Here is a 15,938-nt window from a genome sequence, read left to right as displayed (position 1 = left end):
CATGACGCAGCGCGTGAATGTCCCCCTCAATCGAATGCCGGCCAGTGCGGAGGAACTGGAGCGGTGCCTGGCTGATCCCGAGTGGCGCTTGTTCTCTGGCTGCCTGTACAAGATCATGGTCAAGGGCGACAGCAAGGACGGCGAAGAAGGCGACACCTTCAGCATGCCATTCCGGCCCAATCGCGCGCAGAGGCGCTTCATCAAGCGCTTGTGGCACCGCAACCTGATTCTCAAGGCGCGGCAGCTGGGCTTTACCACGCTGATCGCAATCATGTGGCTCGACCACGCGCTGTTCAATGCAGACCAGCGCTGCGGCATCATCGCCCAGGACCGAGAGGCGGCAGAAGCCATCTTCCGGGATAAGGTCAAGTACGCCTACCAGCACCTGCCCGAGGAAATCCGCGAGCGCTTCCCGCTTGCACGCGATAGCGCGACCGAGCTGCTTTTCGCGCACAACAACAGTAGCGTGCGCGTGGCCACGTCGATGCGCTCTGGCACCATCCACCGCCTGCACATCTCGGAGTTCGGCAAGATCTGCGCGAAGTTCCCGGACAAGGCCAAGGAGGTGATGACGGGCTCGATACCCGCCGTACCTTCCACTGGCGTGCTGGTGATTGAAAGCACTGCCGAAGGCGCCAATGGCGAGTTCTACGAGCTTTGCACACGTGCCGAAGCGCTGCACCACTCGCACCAGAAGCTCACCCCGCGCGATTACCGATTCCACTTCTATGCCTGGTGGATGGAGCCCAACTACCGCATGGATTACAACGCGGTGGTGGTGCCGGACAAGCTGCACGAATACTTCGATCAGATCGAAGTGGACATGGGCGTCAAGATCGACGTGGAGCAGCGCGCCTGGTATGCCGCAACTGTGGCAGCCGACTTTGCGGGCCGCGAGGAACGGATGTGGCAGGAGTACCCATCCACGCCGCGCGAGGCCTTCCAGCAGTCCACCGAGGGCCACTACCTCACCAAAGCCATTACCGAGCTGACCAAGCGCGGTGGCATTACAGCCGTGCCTGTGCTGGACCTGCCGGTGCACACGTTCTGGGACATTGGCAATAGCGACGGCTGCGCGATCTGGTTTGCGCAGCAGCTGCGCGGCGAAGACCGGTTTATCGACTACTACGAAGAGCACGACGAAGACCTCAAGCACTACGTTCGGCACCTGCAGGGCCTGGGCTATGTCTTTGGCAAGCACTACCTGCCACACGATGCGGATCACAAGCGCCTGGGCGACACGAACCGGTCCACAAAGCAGATTCTGCAAGCGCTATTGCCTGGGCAGCGGTTTGTCATCGTGCCGCGCGTCACCCAGTTGATGACCGGCGTGAACACGCTGCGAAAGCACATTCGCGGCGCATGGTTTGACAAAGATAAATGCGGGTTTGGGCTGGAGCGCCTGCGCGGCTACAAGAAGAAGTACAGCACCGCGCTGGCCAAGTTCATTGACGAGCCAGACAAGAGCAATGGATGCACCGAAGGCGCCGATTCGCTGCGCCAGTGGGCGCAAGCCAAGGAGTCTGGCTTGTACCAGCCCGCAGATGACGCCTATGGCGCCACAGAAGATTTTGAAATGCCACCGCCGCCCGACTGGCGCACTTGAGGTAACACCATGACCACCGACGACAGCATCGCTATTGACGAACTGCAGGACGGCAGCGACCAGCCCGTCTTGATTGAGGAATTCGCGTCCATCGTGCGCGAGGCATTGGCCCAGCCGCAATGGCGCCACCAGGCAGACCGGGAGGCAGATTATGCGGATGGCAACCAGCTGTCCACGGATCTACTGCGCCGCATGGAGGCCATGGGCATCCCGCCTGCCAAGGAGAACATCATTGGCCCAGCCATTGCTGCAGTTTGCGGCTACGAGGCCAAGACGCGCACCGATTGGCGCGTCACGCCTGATGGCGATCCGGGTGGCCAGGATGTAGCAGACGCGCTGAACTACCGGCTGAACCAGGCAGAGCGGCACAGCAAGGCAGACAGGGCGCTGTCGCAGGCGTTTCGGTCGGCAGCCATGGTGGGCATTGGCTGGGTGGAGGTGGCGCGCGCGTCCAACTCGCTGGAGTACCCATACAAGTGCCGAGCCATCCACCGTAATGAAATCTGGTGGGACATGAAGGGATGCGAGTCGGATCTATCCGACGCTCGCTGGCTGTTCCGCCGCCGCTGGCCAAGCCGCAGCCGCGCTGCGCGCATGTTCCCTGAGCACGCCACTCTCATCATGCACGGCGCTGACAAGTGGATTGCCGAGTTCGCAGCCCAGGAGCTTGATGGCGGGCAATCGACTCGCCTGCAAGCTGCTGCTGACGCTGAGCGCGCATGGACGGTGCAGGAGGATGCGTATTACAACGAGGAAAACAAGACGGTTTGCATCACTGAGCTGTGGTACCGCCGCTGGGTGACTACCGTCATGCTCAAGATGACGGATGGCCGGGCCGTGAAGTACGACCAGACCAACGAGTTGCATGATGCAGCGCTGGCGCTTGGACGCGGCAAGCTGGTGGAAGAGCTGATCCCCGTGGTGCGCCGTGCTTATTGGATGGGGCCGCATTGCCTGTACGACGGCCCAAGCCCATACCCACATGGGCATTTCCCATACGTGCGTGTGCTGGCCGCCACCGAGGATATGACGGGCATCCCTTATGGGCTGGTGCGCGACATGATTTTCCCCCAGGACAACTTGAACAGCACCATTTCCAAGCTGCGCTGGGGTATGTCGTCTGTGGAGACTATCCGCACCAAGGGTGCCGTGGCGATGTCCGACCAGCAGTTCCGGCAGATGGCTTCTCGCGTGGACGCTGACTTTGTGCTCGACCCCGAGCACTTCGCCAACTTCCCCAACGCGCGGTTTGAGCGCAACCGCGATTTTCAGCTCAACAGCCAGCAGTTCCAGTTGATGCAGGATTCGCGGTCCGCAGCAAGCCGGGTATCACGTGTGACGCCATCTTTCCAGGGGCAGGACGGTTCTGCCACCAGCGGCGTTCAAGAGCAAACCCAGGTGGAGCAGTCGCAGGTGTCGCTGGCCGACCTGATGGACAATTTCAAGGAGGCACGCAACCAGACGGGCGAATTGCTGCTGGCGCTGCAGATAGAGGACATCGGCAAGGCCGAAACCGTGGTGTTGATTGAGGGCGACGTTATCAACGAGCCGCGCACCGTGGTGCTGAACTTGGCAGAGGTGGACCCCGCAACGGGCATCACCATCCTGAGTAACGATGTGCAGCGCGTGCGCCTGAAAGTGGCGCTGGAGGATGTACCCACTTCTAGCGGCTTTCGCGCCCAGCAGCTCAACGCACTGTCGGAGTCGGTCAAGGCATCCCCGCCCGATATTCAGCAAGTGGTCATGCCGTTCATGATCGACCTGATGGACCTGCCGCGCAAGAAAGAGGTGGTGCAGGCCATCCGCCAGGCCAAGGGCCAGGCAGACCCCGAGGCCATTCGCGAGCAGGTCAAGCAGGAGTTGATGCACGACTTGAAGTCGCGCGAACTGGACTTGAAGGAGCACAAGACCGCCGCGGAAATCAAGCAGATCATGGCCAATGCAGTGCAGATCGGCGTGCAGGCAGCGTTCAGCGCGATGCAAGGAGGCGCACAGATTGCCCAAATGCCGACGATTGCGCCTATTGCTGACGCGATCATGCAAAAAGCGGGCTACCAGAAACCAGACCCTGGCGGTGACGACCCCAACTACCCCACGGCCGAAGTGTTGCCGGCCGGCCCGCTGCCGCATGACAGTGGCGGCGCAGCTATTGACCAGGTGCAGGCGAACACCAGCCCGGCATTCCCACCCGTACCGCAGCAGGCGCCCACCGGGCAGCAGGGTATTGAGACACCAACCGTCGCAGACAACTTGCAGGGAGTATGAAAATGATCAAATTCGTTGTACTGCTGAAAGGGGCTCACAAAGTGGGCGCGACCATTCAGCTGGATTCGTCCGATATCGTGGCTTCAGCGCCATGCCTGGCGGGAGCGGTGGAGATAAAGTTCCTAGATGTCTGGCCGCAATACAAGGAAGGCTTGGTGGACAACATCATCAAGTCAGTCGGTGTGGTGGATTCATTGGACGGGGTGGCTCGGATCTGCGTTGACCAGCGTTGGCCATACACGCTACCGATAACCCCCAATGGCGGAGACATCATTTGGTACCCAGAGGCGGCACCTACAAATAACTTACTAAGGCATTGAGACGGCGGCAGTAAGTCAGCTCGCTTGACCAAGCGCAGTTGATCTTGGTTCTATATCCGGAGCATGGCCCAACCCCGTTATCCAGCGGGGCCACCATGATCGAAAGGATCACACATGACTAGGTTTGTACTGCCCACGTGCCGGATCGTTGATGGCTTTGCCAACGGTGAATCAATGCTCGCCGCCCTTGAGGAAGCGGGCATTTTTCAATTGCGCTGGGACAAGGCGATGGAGCTATTCCGCATCGCTGACGTTTGCGATTGCGAGTCAGCAGCTTATGCAGATGCCGACGATCTACTTGCCCTGGCCGACGAGCTGCGCAGCATGGCTTTGGAACACAAGCGCAAAGCGTTGCTGATAGCCGAAATCATCGGCGACTAACGACCTCGCACCACTGCAAGCCGCCCACCGAGGCGGCTTTTTTCCGACCGCGCCCGGTATAGGGCAGAGCCATCCTGGCGTTCGCACGCATACTGAGTTCCCAAGCCCCACGCTGTGAAGCGCCGGGCGAATCGGCAACCTCGTGAGAGGTGGCATATCCCGCAGCAGGAGAGTGGATGGCTGGGGTTAACGCCCCAGCCCGCCCCTCGACCGCATGCCCATTGAGGCCCAGCCGGATAGCTGGGATGGAGCACGCAATATGGCAAACACGCCAGCAGAACTTCTCGAAATGGCCCTGAACGGTGAATCGCTGGATGGCGAAGTAACCGACGAAACGGGCGAACAAGGCAACGATGGCACGGCAGGCGCCAACGACACAGCGGTGGATTCCGCGCAGTCCCAGGAAGCAAGCCAGAACGACGACGCCAACAAGGCCGGGCAAACCACGGGCGATGAGTCCGAGGGCGCGCCGATTGTCAGCAAGTCGGGTGATTACACCATCCCCTACGAGAAGCTGGAGCAGGCGCGAGTGCGCGCCAAGACGCTGGAAGGCGAAAACGCAACCCTTCGTGCACAGCTGGCAGAGCTATCTGCCAAGCAGCAATCCAACCTGGAGCGAGCCGAGGAAAACGCCCAAGACCGTGCGGATGCCGGCCAGGCACAGACCCAGGCTGACCAGAACCTCGATGTGGCCAAGGCTGCTATCGGGCAAGGGGTGGATATCTCTGTATTTGGTGATTTTTCGGAAGAAGCCCTTTCCAAGGGTATTCAGATGTTGGTCAGCCAAGCGCGCGAGCAATTGCGTACAGAGCTGCGCGAAGAAAACGCCCAGGCGTTGAAGCCGCTCAAGGATCGGCAAGCCCAGGAGGCCAGCGATGGCCACTACAACGCGATTTTCGGGAAGCACCCTGATGCCAACGAGATTGCGCAGTCGGTGGAGTTTGCGGCCTGGCTCAATACCCTGCCGAGCTTTTCGCGTGATGCGGTAACTGCGGTGCTCAGCCCAGAGACGGGCGGCACTGCTGCGCAAGTGATTGAAGTTTTTGACACGTTCAAGGCGCAAACCGGCCGAGCCGCTGCGTCGCGTGCAACAGGCAATGCCAAAGCACCGGAGGTGCAGCGCCGCATTCCTAACTCGCTGTCGGAGGCAGCGGGTGAACAGCACCAGGACGTAAGTCAGCAGGTGATGGCCACCGCTGGCGCAAACCCTACGGCGCTTATCGAGCGCATGCAGGACATGACGCCAGAACAGGTTGAACGCCTGCTGAACACTATTTAGTAACCAGAGGGCTGCTCGTGACGAGTCGCCCAGTTCCCATCGAAGGAGGTCGATATGACCATGAATAGCCACGTTCCAGCCGGCTCTGACAAGGCGATGTTCGTCCAGTCGGCGGGCTTGTTTGCCCTGGCCGAGAACCGCAATTCTCGACTTGGCCAGCTCTCTGGCCCCCTGCCCAAGGGTGAGGGCAAGGTGGCGGAGATGATCCGCAAGCAATCCAGCTCGGATTTCCCCATTGTCAAATCAATGGACTTGTCGCGCGGCACGGGCGACGAGGTGGAATTTCACTTTGTTCAGCCAACCAAGATGCGCCCGACCATGGGCTCGCGCATGGTGGAAGGCAAGGGCAAGGGTTTGGCATACGACAAGGCTCGTACCCGTGTGGACCAGGCTCGTATTCCTGTGAAGCTGGGTGACACCATGACGAATATCCGCTCTGCAGTGGATTTCACCAAGCTGGCTCGCCCTGTCGCGCAGTCGCACGCCAACGCCTTCCTGGATCAGTCGATTCTGACCCACCTGGCTGGGGCCCGCGGCTTCCACGACAACATCGAATGGCGTGTGCCGACCGAGGATGACCCTGAGTTCAAAGAAATGATGGTGAACGAGGTCAAGGCTCCCACCAAGAACCGTCACTACATGGCCGATGGCACCAACGGCGTGAAAGCCTTCACGGTTAACAGTGGCGAAGCCGAGCTGTCGACCGTGGACGAATTGAGCATGTCGGTGGTGGACGCCATCCGCACGCTGCTGGAGTCGCTGCCTCTGCCGCCTCCTGCCGTGAAGATCCCCGGCGACATTGCCGCCGAGGACCAGCCGCTGCGTGCACTGCTGCTGTCGCCAGCGCAGTACCACGCCTTCGCGCAAGAAGATGACTTCCGCAAGTTCCAAGTGTCGGCCCTCAACCGCGCATCGAACGCAAAGAAGCACCCCTTGTTCTTGGGTGAGGCGGCCTTGTGGAATGGCGTGCTGCTGCTCAAGCAGCCCAAGCCTGTGCGTTTCTACGCAAAGGACACCATCAAGTACGCCAAGAACTACGAAACCCGCGACGAGCTTTCGTGCATGGTGCCCGAGTCGTTTGGCACTACCCACGCCGTTGACCGTGCGGTGCTGCTGGGCGGCCAGGCGCTGATGCAAGCCTTCGCGGCTTCGGGGCTGTCTGGCATGCCGTTCTTCTGGAACGAGGAAACCTTCGACCACAAAGACAAGCGCGAGCTGATGATCGGCGTGATTCAAGGTCTGCAAAAGATCTGCTTCCCAGTAGATCAAGGCAACGGCGCGAAGCACTGGACCGACATCGGCGCCATGTGCTTCGACACGGTGGTCAAGCTCATTCCTGGCGAACGCCAATAAGAGCACGGGGCTTTAGGTAGCCCCGTCTCCTTTACTTCCAAACATTCAAGAACGGAGGCCAACCATGGCAACCATCAACAAGAAGAACGTGGATAACGGCGTGCAGCTGGGCAACACCCCTTGGGGCAACCTGTCTGCATTGCGTTACTCGCTCAAGACCAACGCTGCTGGCGCAGTAGTCAACGCTGACTCTGCCGCCGCAATCGCTGTGAACGACGTGCTGAATCTGGGCCACCTGCCCGCAGGCTTTCGCTTTGTCGATTGCCAAGTGCTGGTGAGCACCGGCATGACGGCTTCTGTCACTGGCGATCTGGGCTTTGCCTACCAGGATGGCCAAGACGAAGCGGCCACGCCCCAGGATGCCGCCTATTTTGGCGCGGCACTGAATCTGGCTGCAGCTGCGCGGCTGCGTAGCACCTCTGCCAAGAAATCCGTTGTCTTGCCCAAGGACGCGAACCTGACCCTCACGGTCAAGGGCGCGGCCAACGACAAAGACTCGGAAATCGAGGTAGTGATCTTCGGCATTGCCGAAGGCGTCAAGTAAGCACCAGCGGGCCGGGCAACCGGCCTGCCACGCCCGGAGGCAACCCATGAATTTCGTGAAGATCCGCTACGTTGGCAAGGCCGCGTACAAAGACCGTACACCGCTCAAGAACCTCTGGCAGCCCGGAGAAGACAAGCTGGTGTCCGAGCGCGACGCCAAGACGCTGCTGGCTTACCTGGAATTTGAGCGCGTGAAAGCCACGGCCGCTACGAAGCAAGCAGCGGAAGCAGACGATGCTGCGTTGGAGCTGGCCCAAAAAGCCCAGGCCCAGCGTATCGCCGCCGAAAAGCTGGCCAAAAAGCAGGCCGAGGACACGCTGATGGAAATCACCAGCATGAACAAGGGCGCATTGGCCGACTACGCCAAGCAAAACTATGGCGTAGAGCTCGATGTCAAGGCAAAGGTTGATGACCTGCGCAATCAGGTGACGGCGCTGGTGCAAGGTGGGAAGTTCTGATGCTCACGCTGGCCGACCTGATCCGGCGCTTTCGCGTTCTGGCAAAAGATGTGGAAGAACCATATCGCGCCCAGGATGCGGATGTGATCGACTGGCTCAACGATGCCCAGGTGCAAGCCTGTGTGCGTGGTCGACTGCTGGTGGCTGAGCTCGACCCGGCTCTGTGCCTTATTGATCTGAGTGCGGGCCAAAACGTCTACCCGCTGCACCCCGCGTTGTACGAAATCATCAACCTGCAAATAGGCGACTCGTTGCGCGCGCCGCGTCCTATCGCGCTCAAGTCGCGCGAGTGGCTGAATGCTGAATTGCCCGAGTGGCGAAACTATCAGCGTCCCGCGTGCTACGCCGTGCAGACTGATACTGGCCTGCGCCTGGTGGGAGCCGTGGAAACTGGAGAGCGCCTTGCCATTGAGGCTTACCGCCTGCCATTGGTGCCGATGACAGCGCCTGCGGACCCTGCAGACCCCAATGCAGTGTGGCCCAGCCCCGAGATTCACGATGCCCATCATGAGCACCTGATCCAATGGGCTCTGCACAAGGCTTTCAGCATCCCAGACAGCGAGTTGATTGACCCGCAGCGCTCAGTCTTGGCTGAGAAGGCATTTGCGGACTATTTCGGCTCCATGCCAGATAGCAATATGCGCCGCATCACACGCGAAGACGTGGTGCACCACAACAAGGCGGTGCTGCCATGACCACCAAACGATCCATCGAGCTTACGGCAGGAGAGTCCTGCCTGATTGGTGGTGCCAAGGTAACGCTGCTGGAGAAGTCCGGCAAGCGTGCCCGCATCGTCGTTCGTGCACCAAGCGATTTGCCCATCGTGCACCCCATTACCGATTCCAACCACAGCGCGCATGAGTGCGCTTCTTCGCCCGAGGTGGGCAAGGAGCAAGCTCATGGCCAACACCCTGTATGACGCAGCACGCCAACGATTCCTAGAAGCCCAGATTAACTGGATGACGGACACGATCAAGATCGTGCTCGTCAGCAACAGCGCGTATACGCCGCAAACTGCGGTGCATCAGTACCTGGCAGACGTTCCTGTTTCCTCCCGCATCAGCTCCATCGTGACGCTGACGGGCAAGGCAACTACAGGTGGCGCTGCAGATGCGGCTGATTGCACATTCACCGCCGTATCGGGTGCCACGATCAATGCGATTGTGATTTTCAAGGACACCGGTACCGAAGCTACCAGCCCGTTGATCGCCTACATCGACACGGCAACTGGCTTGCCAATCACTCCTAACGGGGGCGACATCATCGTCACTTTTGACAATGGCGTAAACAAAATATTTCGTGTTTAAGCCGTTGGAAAAGGTGGGAAAACTGGAGCGTTTATGACCACCAAGACTGTCCAACTTGCTACCACTCGTGGCCCAGCAGAAGTGTTGCTGCAAAAGGTGCAGGGCAACATGCTGCAGCTGAATGCGCCCATGCCACCTGTGGGCCCCGGCTTCTTCCTGCTCTTCCCCAAGTCCAAGCGCAACCAAGCATTGGCCGCAGCCAAGAAGTTGATAGAGGGCGAGCCGCTGGCCGACAACATCAACATCACCGACCAGGTGCCCGGCGCGATTGTGGCAGGCACAGTGCCGCGCCCCACGGTGCAGTTTGGCGTGCCGAAGGTGGAGCACAAGGCCCCAGAGCAAACAGCAGGAGGTCTGCAATGAACAGCCCACTCGTCGTAAAACAGTTGCGTGAAAAGGCTGTGGACCTGGAATCGCAGGTCAAAAACCTGGAGTTGAAGCTGGCTGCCATGCAGCAGCAGCGCGATTTCTGGACCGAGCAGTCGCGCACCTACCAGAACCAGCTGCAGATCGTGTTCGGCACGCAGGCAAGCATTCTGGAGCAGTTGGCCAAGAGCTCGGTGTGCACCGAAGACATGCACGTCGCCATTGCCAACATGGCCGCCGATCTGCGCAAGCCGCAGACAGCCGTTGCAGCTATCGAGGCGCTGGCAGCTTCGTGCCGGCCAGGCACGCAGGGCAGGTACACAGCGCTGAACCAAGACAAGACGCAACGTATTGGAGACGACTGATATGAGCGACTTCAACGACTTGTATGTGCCGCTGGCCGCCGAGCCAGCGCCTGCAGCTGCGCCAGTGCCAGTACCTGAGCAAGCCCCAGCCACCCAGGCGCTGACCGTACCCGTGTTGGGCCTGCAGCCTTCGCCCGCGCATGTGCCCGCTACTCCCGCGGAGCCAGCAAAGCCGCCTGCGCAAGTGCTGTCGGTCAACGGCATGAACGCGCCCAGCATCGTGATCCACGACCACAAGATCAACTGGGCGCTCGTGGCGAGCCTGCCGCCGTTCCAGATGTTTATTGCCGAGCGCGATGGCCCCAACCAGACCGGCGAGAACGCGCATTTCTGGGCCACCAGCGCGGCCATGCGCCTGGCCGCCGCAGTGAACGACCAAGCTCTGCTTGAAGAATATTCCGCCTGGCACGCCGCAAAGGGCTACTGGCCCGGCGAAACGCCGCTGGGCGCACCGAAGGGGTAAGCCATGGGTTACACGAAAAAATGGACGCCTCCGACGATCCCTCTACGAGACAACCTGCCAGCCTGGAAAGCGCTTTTCACGGATCTGCACCAGAGTTTGCTCGACTCGGGCCTTGTTCAAACAGCGACTGCTGGCCAGCTGGTGATCAACAATGTAGCGGCCCTTCCTGCTGACACGACGTTTGCGGGGTTTATTGAATATGCGTTCAGTGACGCCATGCAAGCAACCGCTCCAGTAATCATTAAGCTGGAGTATGGCTGTGGAATTGAAGGCATGTCGGGGGCGAATACATCGTATGGCCGCAGCAGAACGCCTCGGATTCGCTGCACCATTTCCTATAAAGGGAGCGTTGTAGATACGTTTCAGTGTCCGCAGGAACTGGGGAACACAGGTGGTGGTTCAAATGCCCAGCTGATTTCTCCCGGCGCATCGTTCATCGTAAATGCGCCAGAGTCTGGATTTTTTGCAATTTGTTATGGGGCTGGTAGCCGCAATAAGCCATTTTCCGCAGGCTCTGGTGAATATTATGGCGCGACGCTATCGCTGGTATTGCAGCGTCAACTGGATAATCTCGGTGCCCCAACTGCCGATGGCCTGGCTATTTACCGACCTAGCCTGACGATCGGCACGTACAACAGCGTTTGGACGACCGGTCTAGTTGAGCGATCTAAGTCCGTCTTTGCAAACGCAGGGGTGGTGATCCGCGACGATATGGCGCCACGCATTGGCCGCGAGGGGCTTTCGGCAACGGCTGAGCGCGTGCTGATGGAGCCAATCAACTACCCAGGCATCCCAGCGCAGCCTTTCCCGTTTCTTGTGAGCTATCGCGCTACGGACATTGCGGCTGGCTCTGAATTCTCGTTCACACCTGTTGTTGGGCCGGCGCGCAACTTTGTGGCGCTGGGCAATGAAACTTGCTTCAGCCCTGACAACGTGGACGGCCATCGTGCCGGCGTAGCCATGTTGTTCGAATAAGGAGCCGTGCTGTGCCCGCCTATATGCGCCGCATTGGCGCCTTTTTTCAAAAGCGAAATGCGCGACTCGCCCACCAGGGGCGAGCATCGTTTGCGGGAAATGGCTATCTCGGGGGTAACTACCCGGATGGCATCACAACCGAAGATGCGGTGCCCGTGTCGGCAGAGATTCGCATTCTTTGGCGCGGCACTGCTGGCTCCATTTTTGATGGCATCGTTGTGGCGCGCACGACTTCTGCGCCCGATGGAACGTGGCGGGTTTCCGGGCTCAACCCGGCGCTGCGCTATGACGTGGTGGGGCGCAAAAGCGGATACAACGATGTGATTGCATCCAACGTGCAGCCGGTGGTGTGATGGATCAAGAGTACACGCCACCTATCGGTAGCGCTGTAGCGCTGGGCTTTTCTGGCGACTACTCCCCGCCTGCCGGCAACGTGGTGGCGCTGGAGTTTGCGCAGGGCTCAGGCCCGGTTGGGTCCACGCAATACCTGTTCCCGGCAGCCTTTGACTCGCTCGCAGTAGGCGCGTCGGGAGTTCGCTGGGCGCAGCAGTTTACGAGCCCCGTGGGCTGGGGCAGCTCCAACGTAGGTATCGGCGCCAAGGTTTGGAACTACAACCAGGTCATCAAGCACGGCGGCAGTGACTACCTGGCTGCTGGCCGGCCGAATGTTTTCTTGTGGCAGCGCTATGTAACCCCGACAGGGTTGCATTCGCTCGCCATGGGCAATGCCTCGGTTACGCATGGCGTGCGCCGCGTCACCGCCGCCGGTGGTGTTGATTCGCTGCGCCTTGGTACGGCATGGGTGAGCCGCAGCCCGCGTGATGTGTCGCCTGCGGGAATTTCGTCGCTGGTGATGCTGGAGAGCCATACGGTAGGCGGCCGCCGCTACATCAACCCCGTTGGCACGGAAATGACGCAATGGGGTGAGCGCATCATCCCCATCTCGCAGACCGTTGGCCCGCAAGGTTTTGCCGGCGAAGTGGGGCAGCCAGCGGTACAGAACATGCGCCAGTACGTGAAGCCGCAAGGCTTTGCGTTGCATGCCCAGGAGGTTCTGCGCTTTGGCCGCGCCCATGCCTGGAACCTGCGCCAGTTCATCGTTCAGAACTACGACCCGGCTGATGGACTGAACCCGCCAGGCTTTGGTCAGTGGACTGCCATCGAGAACCGCAACAAGACCATCGGCGCCCAGGGCTGGGCCAGCGAGCGGCACGGCTATACCCAGATCGACAACAACGCCCGCCTGCTCGCACCTGGCGGCATTGCGCCGCCATCGTTGCCTGAGTACCAAAAGACCGGCAGTGTGACGCACCGCAACCGGCCGCAGCTGCTGGACGGTTTTGATTCGGCTGTGGTGTCGCACTGGCACGCGATCTACAACAATGCCGCCATCGTGGGCCCCTACGGTGTGGACATGCTCACCACGGGCGCGCCAACGATTGAGAACCGCAGCCGCGAGTACCGCAATGTGGGCGGCATGGATGTGATGGCCGTGGGCAAGCCTATGGTGTCGGCCGGCGTGCGCACGCTCAGCTTTGAAGATCGTTACACGATTGAGCCGCCACCGATCCCGCTGCCCGTGGTTAAGCTGCACACGCGCTATGTGGAGCAAGTGAGCGGCGGCGATATGTCGAGCGTGGGCGGTGCCATTTTGAATATTCGCTGGACGACGATCCAGCCGCGTTGGACGCACAAGGATCTGTTCGGTGAGCCAACGCTGCGGAAGGTGACGCCCGAGCTATATGCCCAAGGCGCGAACCACGAAGAATTCGGCACGGCCAGCATCCGCACTCAGTGGCGCCGCATCGAGACGGCCGAAGGCTACATGACGCAATGGGGCCGGCCCATCGTGCGCGACCGTCGCAATTGGGTGACGCTGGACGGCCTGATGCCGCCTGAAATTCCGCGGCCCACGGTGACCAAGCAGGGCGGCCTGCCCGAGGTGCAAAACATCGTGGCCCAGGGCATTGACCCGAATAAAGACGGCAACCAAGTACCACGCCCCACGGTGAGCTACCTGTTTGCTTACCCCGAAGGGTTCGATGCGATGAAGTTTGGCGCCACGGTGGTGACGGCCAACAGCATTCGCGTGGATCCTGGCATTTCCGAGTACCTGATGGGCGAGCCGATGGTGACGCTGAAAAACCGCGTGCTTACTGTCAAGGATGGCATCCCGGCGCCGCTGGAGGTGCCAGCGCCGCGCTTGTCGCCGCACACGATCTATGCGGTGGTCGAGGCTCCAATGCAGGCCATGCGCAATCACCCCACAAGTCAGCTGCACTATGTCGACCATAGCCCAGCCACAAATGAATTGTTGAAAGGGCCAGGCGTGCCTCGCATCGAGCACCGCCTGCGGCCCGTGGCCCCCATCTGGCCAGATTCGGAAACCAAGCTGTTCGGCCAGGCCGAAGTGATCCTTGCGCGCCACTATGTCCGGCCCGAGGGCTTCCAGATGCTGCGCGTGGGCATGCACTCGCTGCCCGGCCAGCAAGACATTGAGACGTTCCAGGACAGCGAGGCGACCGAATGGGGCAAGCCCACGGTGAAGTTTGCGCCGTACTTGGGCCCGCAGACCATTGCACCCAAGGGCTTTGCCGGCGAAATGGGAAGCGACACGCGGGCTGAATTCAAGAATCGCTCGCTGCCGCTGGCCGGCTGGCATTCGCTGGCCATGGGTGCAAGCAAACCCGGCGACACGCCGTATGCATGGCAGGGTTTGCGTGTAGGCCCGCTGATGCCCACGATCCCAGAAGGCTTCAACGCTGAGCAGCACGGTACCGCGTGGGTATCGCACCGCGTGCGCAATCTGCCCCTGGAAGGGTTTGATTCGTTCGCCTGCGAGTACGACTATCAGCAGTTCGAGAAGCGCATGCGCGTAAAGAACGCGAGCGATACAACCAAGCCGCCGGCACAGGGCATTGGCGCTGCTGGCATTGCCGCGCCCGTGCAGGTTGGCGCGCCGGATGTGAGGCCTGGCACGTATTTCATTCGCCCAGACGGCAATGCCGAACAGTACCGCAAAGGAGCATTCTGATGGCCACCAAACCTTTCCCCATGTTGCCGCTGGCCGGTATCGACAATGCGGCCGAGCGCGACGATGCGCTGCAAGTGGGCGGCCAGTTCCGGCGCCTGTTTGTGCGCGATGCAGTGAATGTGCTGATCAGCGAAAGCGGACGCCCCACCATGCGCCCAGGCCGGCGCAAAGTCTCTGACCTGGCACTGACGGGCATTTGGCAGAGCTTGCTGCACCGCGATGTGTTTGCACTGCAGGGCAGCGACTGGGTTTTGCTGGACCCGAAAACCTGGAGTACCCGCGTGCTGGCCAGTATTGGCGAAGGTGGCGTGCAGCACCTGGTGCTCAACAGCTTGGTGCTGGCTGCAGGGGCCTCCCACATCTACCAGTACGACGGTGAGCGGGCGCAACGCTTCACGCTCGACGTTCCGCCAGCGCCCATGGTGACCGCCGGTGATGGCGCACTGGTGGCCGGCGCCTATGGCGTGGCCATTGCATGGTTGCGCGGCGCACTGGAGTCCCCCCTGTCGGATATGGCCCATTGCAAGCTGGGGCAGGGTGGGGCTTTGTCCATTACGCTGCCCCTGTGCATGGATCCCGCCGTCACCGGCGTGCGGCTGTACCTGACGCGGCCTGATGGCGGCGAGCTGGCGCGTGGCGAGGATTACCCCATTGCGCAGGCATCGGTGCATATCCCGCTGCTGCCTACGCCCGGCGCGGTTGCGCAGTTCCGTCACATGGAGCCTATGCCAACGGGCAAGTGTTTGGGGCTCTGGCGCGGCCGGCTGGTGACGGCGCAGGCCAATGTGATCCGTTTTTCTGAGGCTCTGGCCTACCACGTTCACGACCCGCGCCATGGTTTTGTGCAGATGCCCCAGCGGGTGACCTTCCTGGCGCCTGTGGATGGCGGTATCTGGGTGGGACAGGTAGACCATGTGGCATTCCTGGCCGGCGTGTCGCTGGAGGATTTGCAGCTGGTGCGCAAGACAGCGCGCGCACCCATCCCTGGCAGCGCGGTTGCCCTCGATGCCGAGACAGCTGGCGAAGTGGCTGCCGGTGGTGGCGCCGCCGTGGTGTGGCTGGCCGAGAACGGCTATGTGCTGGGGACGCCTGACGGCGGGGTGATCGAGAAGCACGCATCACGCATTCAGGGCATCGCCGGAAAGACAGCGCACAGCATAGTGTTTGGCAACCGCATCACCACAGCCGTAACCTGAAACCCTTTATTCGGCGCGCATGAGTGC

18 protein-coding genes are annotated in these 15,938 nt (G+C 60.7%); all 18 read left to right on the top strand.

Annotated elements, in window-relative coordinates; genetic code table 11:
• The first annotated feature begins 1 nt into the window (after window position 1).
• Window positions 2–1,606, top strand: coding sequence for a terminase large subunit (locus ACFIQF_RS22630; protein ID WP_393945924.1), 1,605 nt, complete (start codon window positions 2–4; stop codon window positions 1,604–1,606).
• Window positions 1,607–1,615: 9 nt separating this feature from the next.
• On the top strand, window positions 1,616–3,871 hold the full coding sequence (locus tag ACFIQF_RS22625) for a portal protein (protein WP_393945923.1): 2,256 nt from the start codon (window positions 1,616–1,618) through the stop codon (window positions 3,869–3,871).
• Complete coding sequence (locus tag ACFIQF_RS22620; RefSeq protein WP_393945922.1) at window positions 3,868–4,191, top strand: hypothetical protein; 324 nt, start codon at window positions 3,868–3,870, stop codon at window positions 4,189–4,191. Before ACFIQF_RS22625 ends, ACFIQF_RS22620 begins: the two co-directional genes overlap by 4 nt.
• A 114-nt stretch (window positions 4,192–4,305) precedes the next feature.
• Window positions 4,306–4,572, top strand: a complete 267-nt coding sequence (locus ACFIQF_RS22615; protein WP_393945921.1) for a hypothetical protein — start codon at window positions 4,306–4,308, stop codon at window positions 4,570–4,572.
• A gap of 259 nt (window positions 4,573–4,831) precedes the next feature.
• Window positions 4,832–5,851, top strand: a complete 1,020-nt coding sequence (locus ACFIQF_RS22610) for a hypothetical protein (protein WP_393945919.1) — start codon at window positions 4,832–4,834, stop codon at window positions 5,849–5,851.
• Between the two features lie 54 nt (window positions 5,852–5,905).
• Complete coding sequence (locus ACFIQF_RS22605) at window positions 5,906–7,204, top strand: phage capsid family protein (protein WP_393945918.1); 1,299 nt, start codon at window positions 5,906–5,908, stop codon at window positions 7,202–7,204.
• Window positions 7,205–7,268: 64 nt separating this feature from the next.
• Window positions 7,269–7,748, top strand: coding sequence for a hypothetical protein (locus tag ACFIQF_RS22600; protein ID WP_393945917.1), 480 nt, complete (start codon window positions 7,269–7,271; stop codon window positions 7,746–7,748).
• Between the two features lie 46 nt (window positions 7,749–7,794).
• Window positions 7,795–8,205, top strand: a complete 411-nt coding sequence (locus ACFIQF_RS22595; protein WP_393945916.1) for a hypothetical protein — start codon at window positions 7,795–7,797, stop codon at window positions 8,203–8,205.
• Window positions 8,205–8,900 carry a phage adaptor protein gene (locus ACFIQF_RS22590; protein WP_393945915.1) on the top strand — a complete coding sequence of 232 codons (696 nt, stop codon included), beginning with the start codon at window positions 8,205–8,207 and terminating at the stop codon, window positions 8,898–8,900. Before ACFIQF_RS22595 ends, ACFIQF_RS22590 begins: the two co-directional genes overlap by 1 nt.
• Window positions 8,897–9,124 carry a hypothetical protein gene (locus ACFIQF_RS22585; RefSeq protein WP_393945914.1) on the top strand — a complete coding sequence of 76 codons (228 nt, stop codon included), beginning with the start codon at window positions 8,897–8,899 and terminating at the stop codon, window positions 9,122–9,124. Before ACFIQF_RS22590 ends, ACFIQF_RS22585 begins: the two co-directional genes overlap by 4 nt.
• Window positions 9,105–9,512 (top strand): hypothetical protein, encoded by a 408-nt coding sequence (locus ACFIQF_RS22580; protein ID WP_393945913.1) that lies wholly within the window; start codon window positions 9,105–9,107, stop codon window positions 9,510–9,512. Before ACFIQF_RS22585 ends, ACFIQF_RS22580 begins: the two co-directional genes overlap by 20 nt.
• A gap of 33 nt (window positions 9,513–9,545) precedes the next feature.
• On the top strand, window positions 9,546–9,875 hold the full coding sequence (locus ACFIQF_RS22575) for a hypothetical protein (RefSeq protein ID WP_393945912.1): 330 nt from the start codon (window positions 9,546–9,548) through the stop codon (window positions 9,873–9,875).
• A complete protein-coding gene (locus ACFIQF_RS22570) occupies window positions 9,872–10,243 on the top strand; it encodes a hypothetical protein (protein WP_393945911.1) in 372 nt (123 codons plus the stop codon). Before ACFIQF_RS22575 ends, ACFIQF_RS22570 begins: the two co-directional genes overlap by 4 nt.
• A 1-nt stretch (window position 10,244) precedes the next feature.
• Complete coding sequence (locus ACFIQF_RS22565; protein WP_393945910.1) at window positions 10,245–10,706, top strand: hypothetical protein; 462 nt, start codon at window positions 10,245–10,247, stop codon at window positions 10,704–10,706.
• Window positions 10,707–10,709: 3 nt separating this feature from the next.
• Window positions 10,710–11,681 (top strand): hypothetical protein, encoded by a 972-nt coding sequence (locus ACFIQF_RS22560; RefSeq protein WP_393945909.1) that lies wholly within the window; start codon window positions 10,710–10,712, stop codon window positions 11,679–11,681.
• Window positions 11,682–11,704: 23 nt separating this feature from the next.
• Window positions 11,705–12,034: a hypothetical protein gene (locus tag ACFIQF_RS22555; RefSeq protein ID WP_393945908.1), complete on the top strand. Its 330-nt coding sequence runs from the start codon at window positions 11,705–11,707 to the stop codon at window positions 12,032–12,034.
• A complete protein-coding gene (locus ACFIQF_RS22550; RefSeq protein WP_393945907.1) occupies window positions 12,034–14,715 on the top strand; it encodes a hypothetical protein in 2,682 nt (893 codons plus the stop codon). Before ACFIQF_RS22555 ends, ACFIQF_RS22550 begins: the two co-directional genes overlap by 1 nt.
• A complete protein-coding gene (locus tag ACFIQF_RS22545) occupies window positions 14,715–15,911 on the top strand; it encodes a hypothetical protein (protein ID WP_393945906.1) in 1,197 nt (398 codons plus the stop codon). Before ACFIQF_RS22550 ends, ACFIQF_RS22545 begins: the two co-directional genes overlap by 1 nt.
• The last annotated feature ends 27 nt before the right edge of the window (window positions 15,912–15,938 follow it).

The organism is Comamonas trifloxystrobinivorans, from assembly GCF_043359985.1.
Taxonomy (GTDB): domain Bacteria; phylum Pseudomonadota; class Gammaproteobacteria; order Burkholderiales; family Burkholderiaceae_C; genus Comamonas; species Comamonas trifloxystrobinivorans.
Note: the sequence above shows the minus strand (reverse complement) of the source record. Positions and strands in the feature narration are given on the sequence as shown.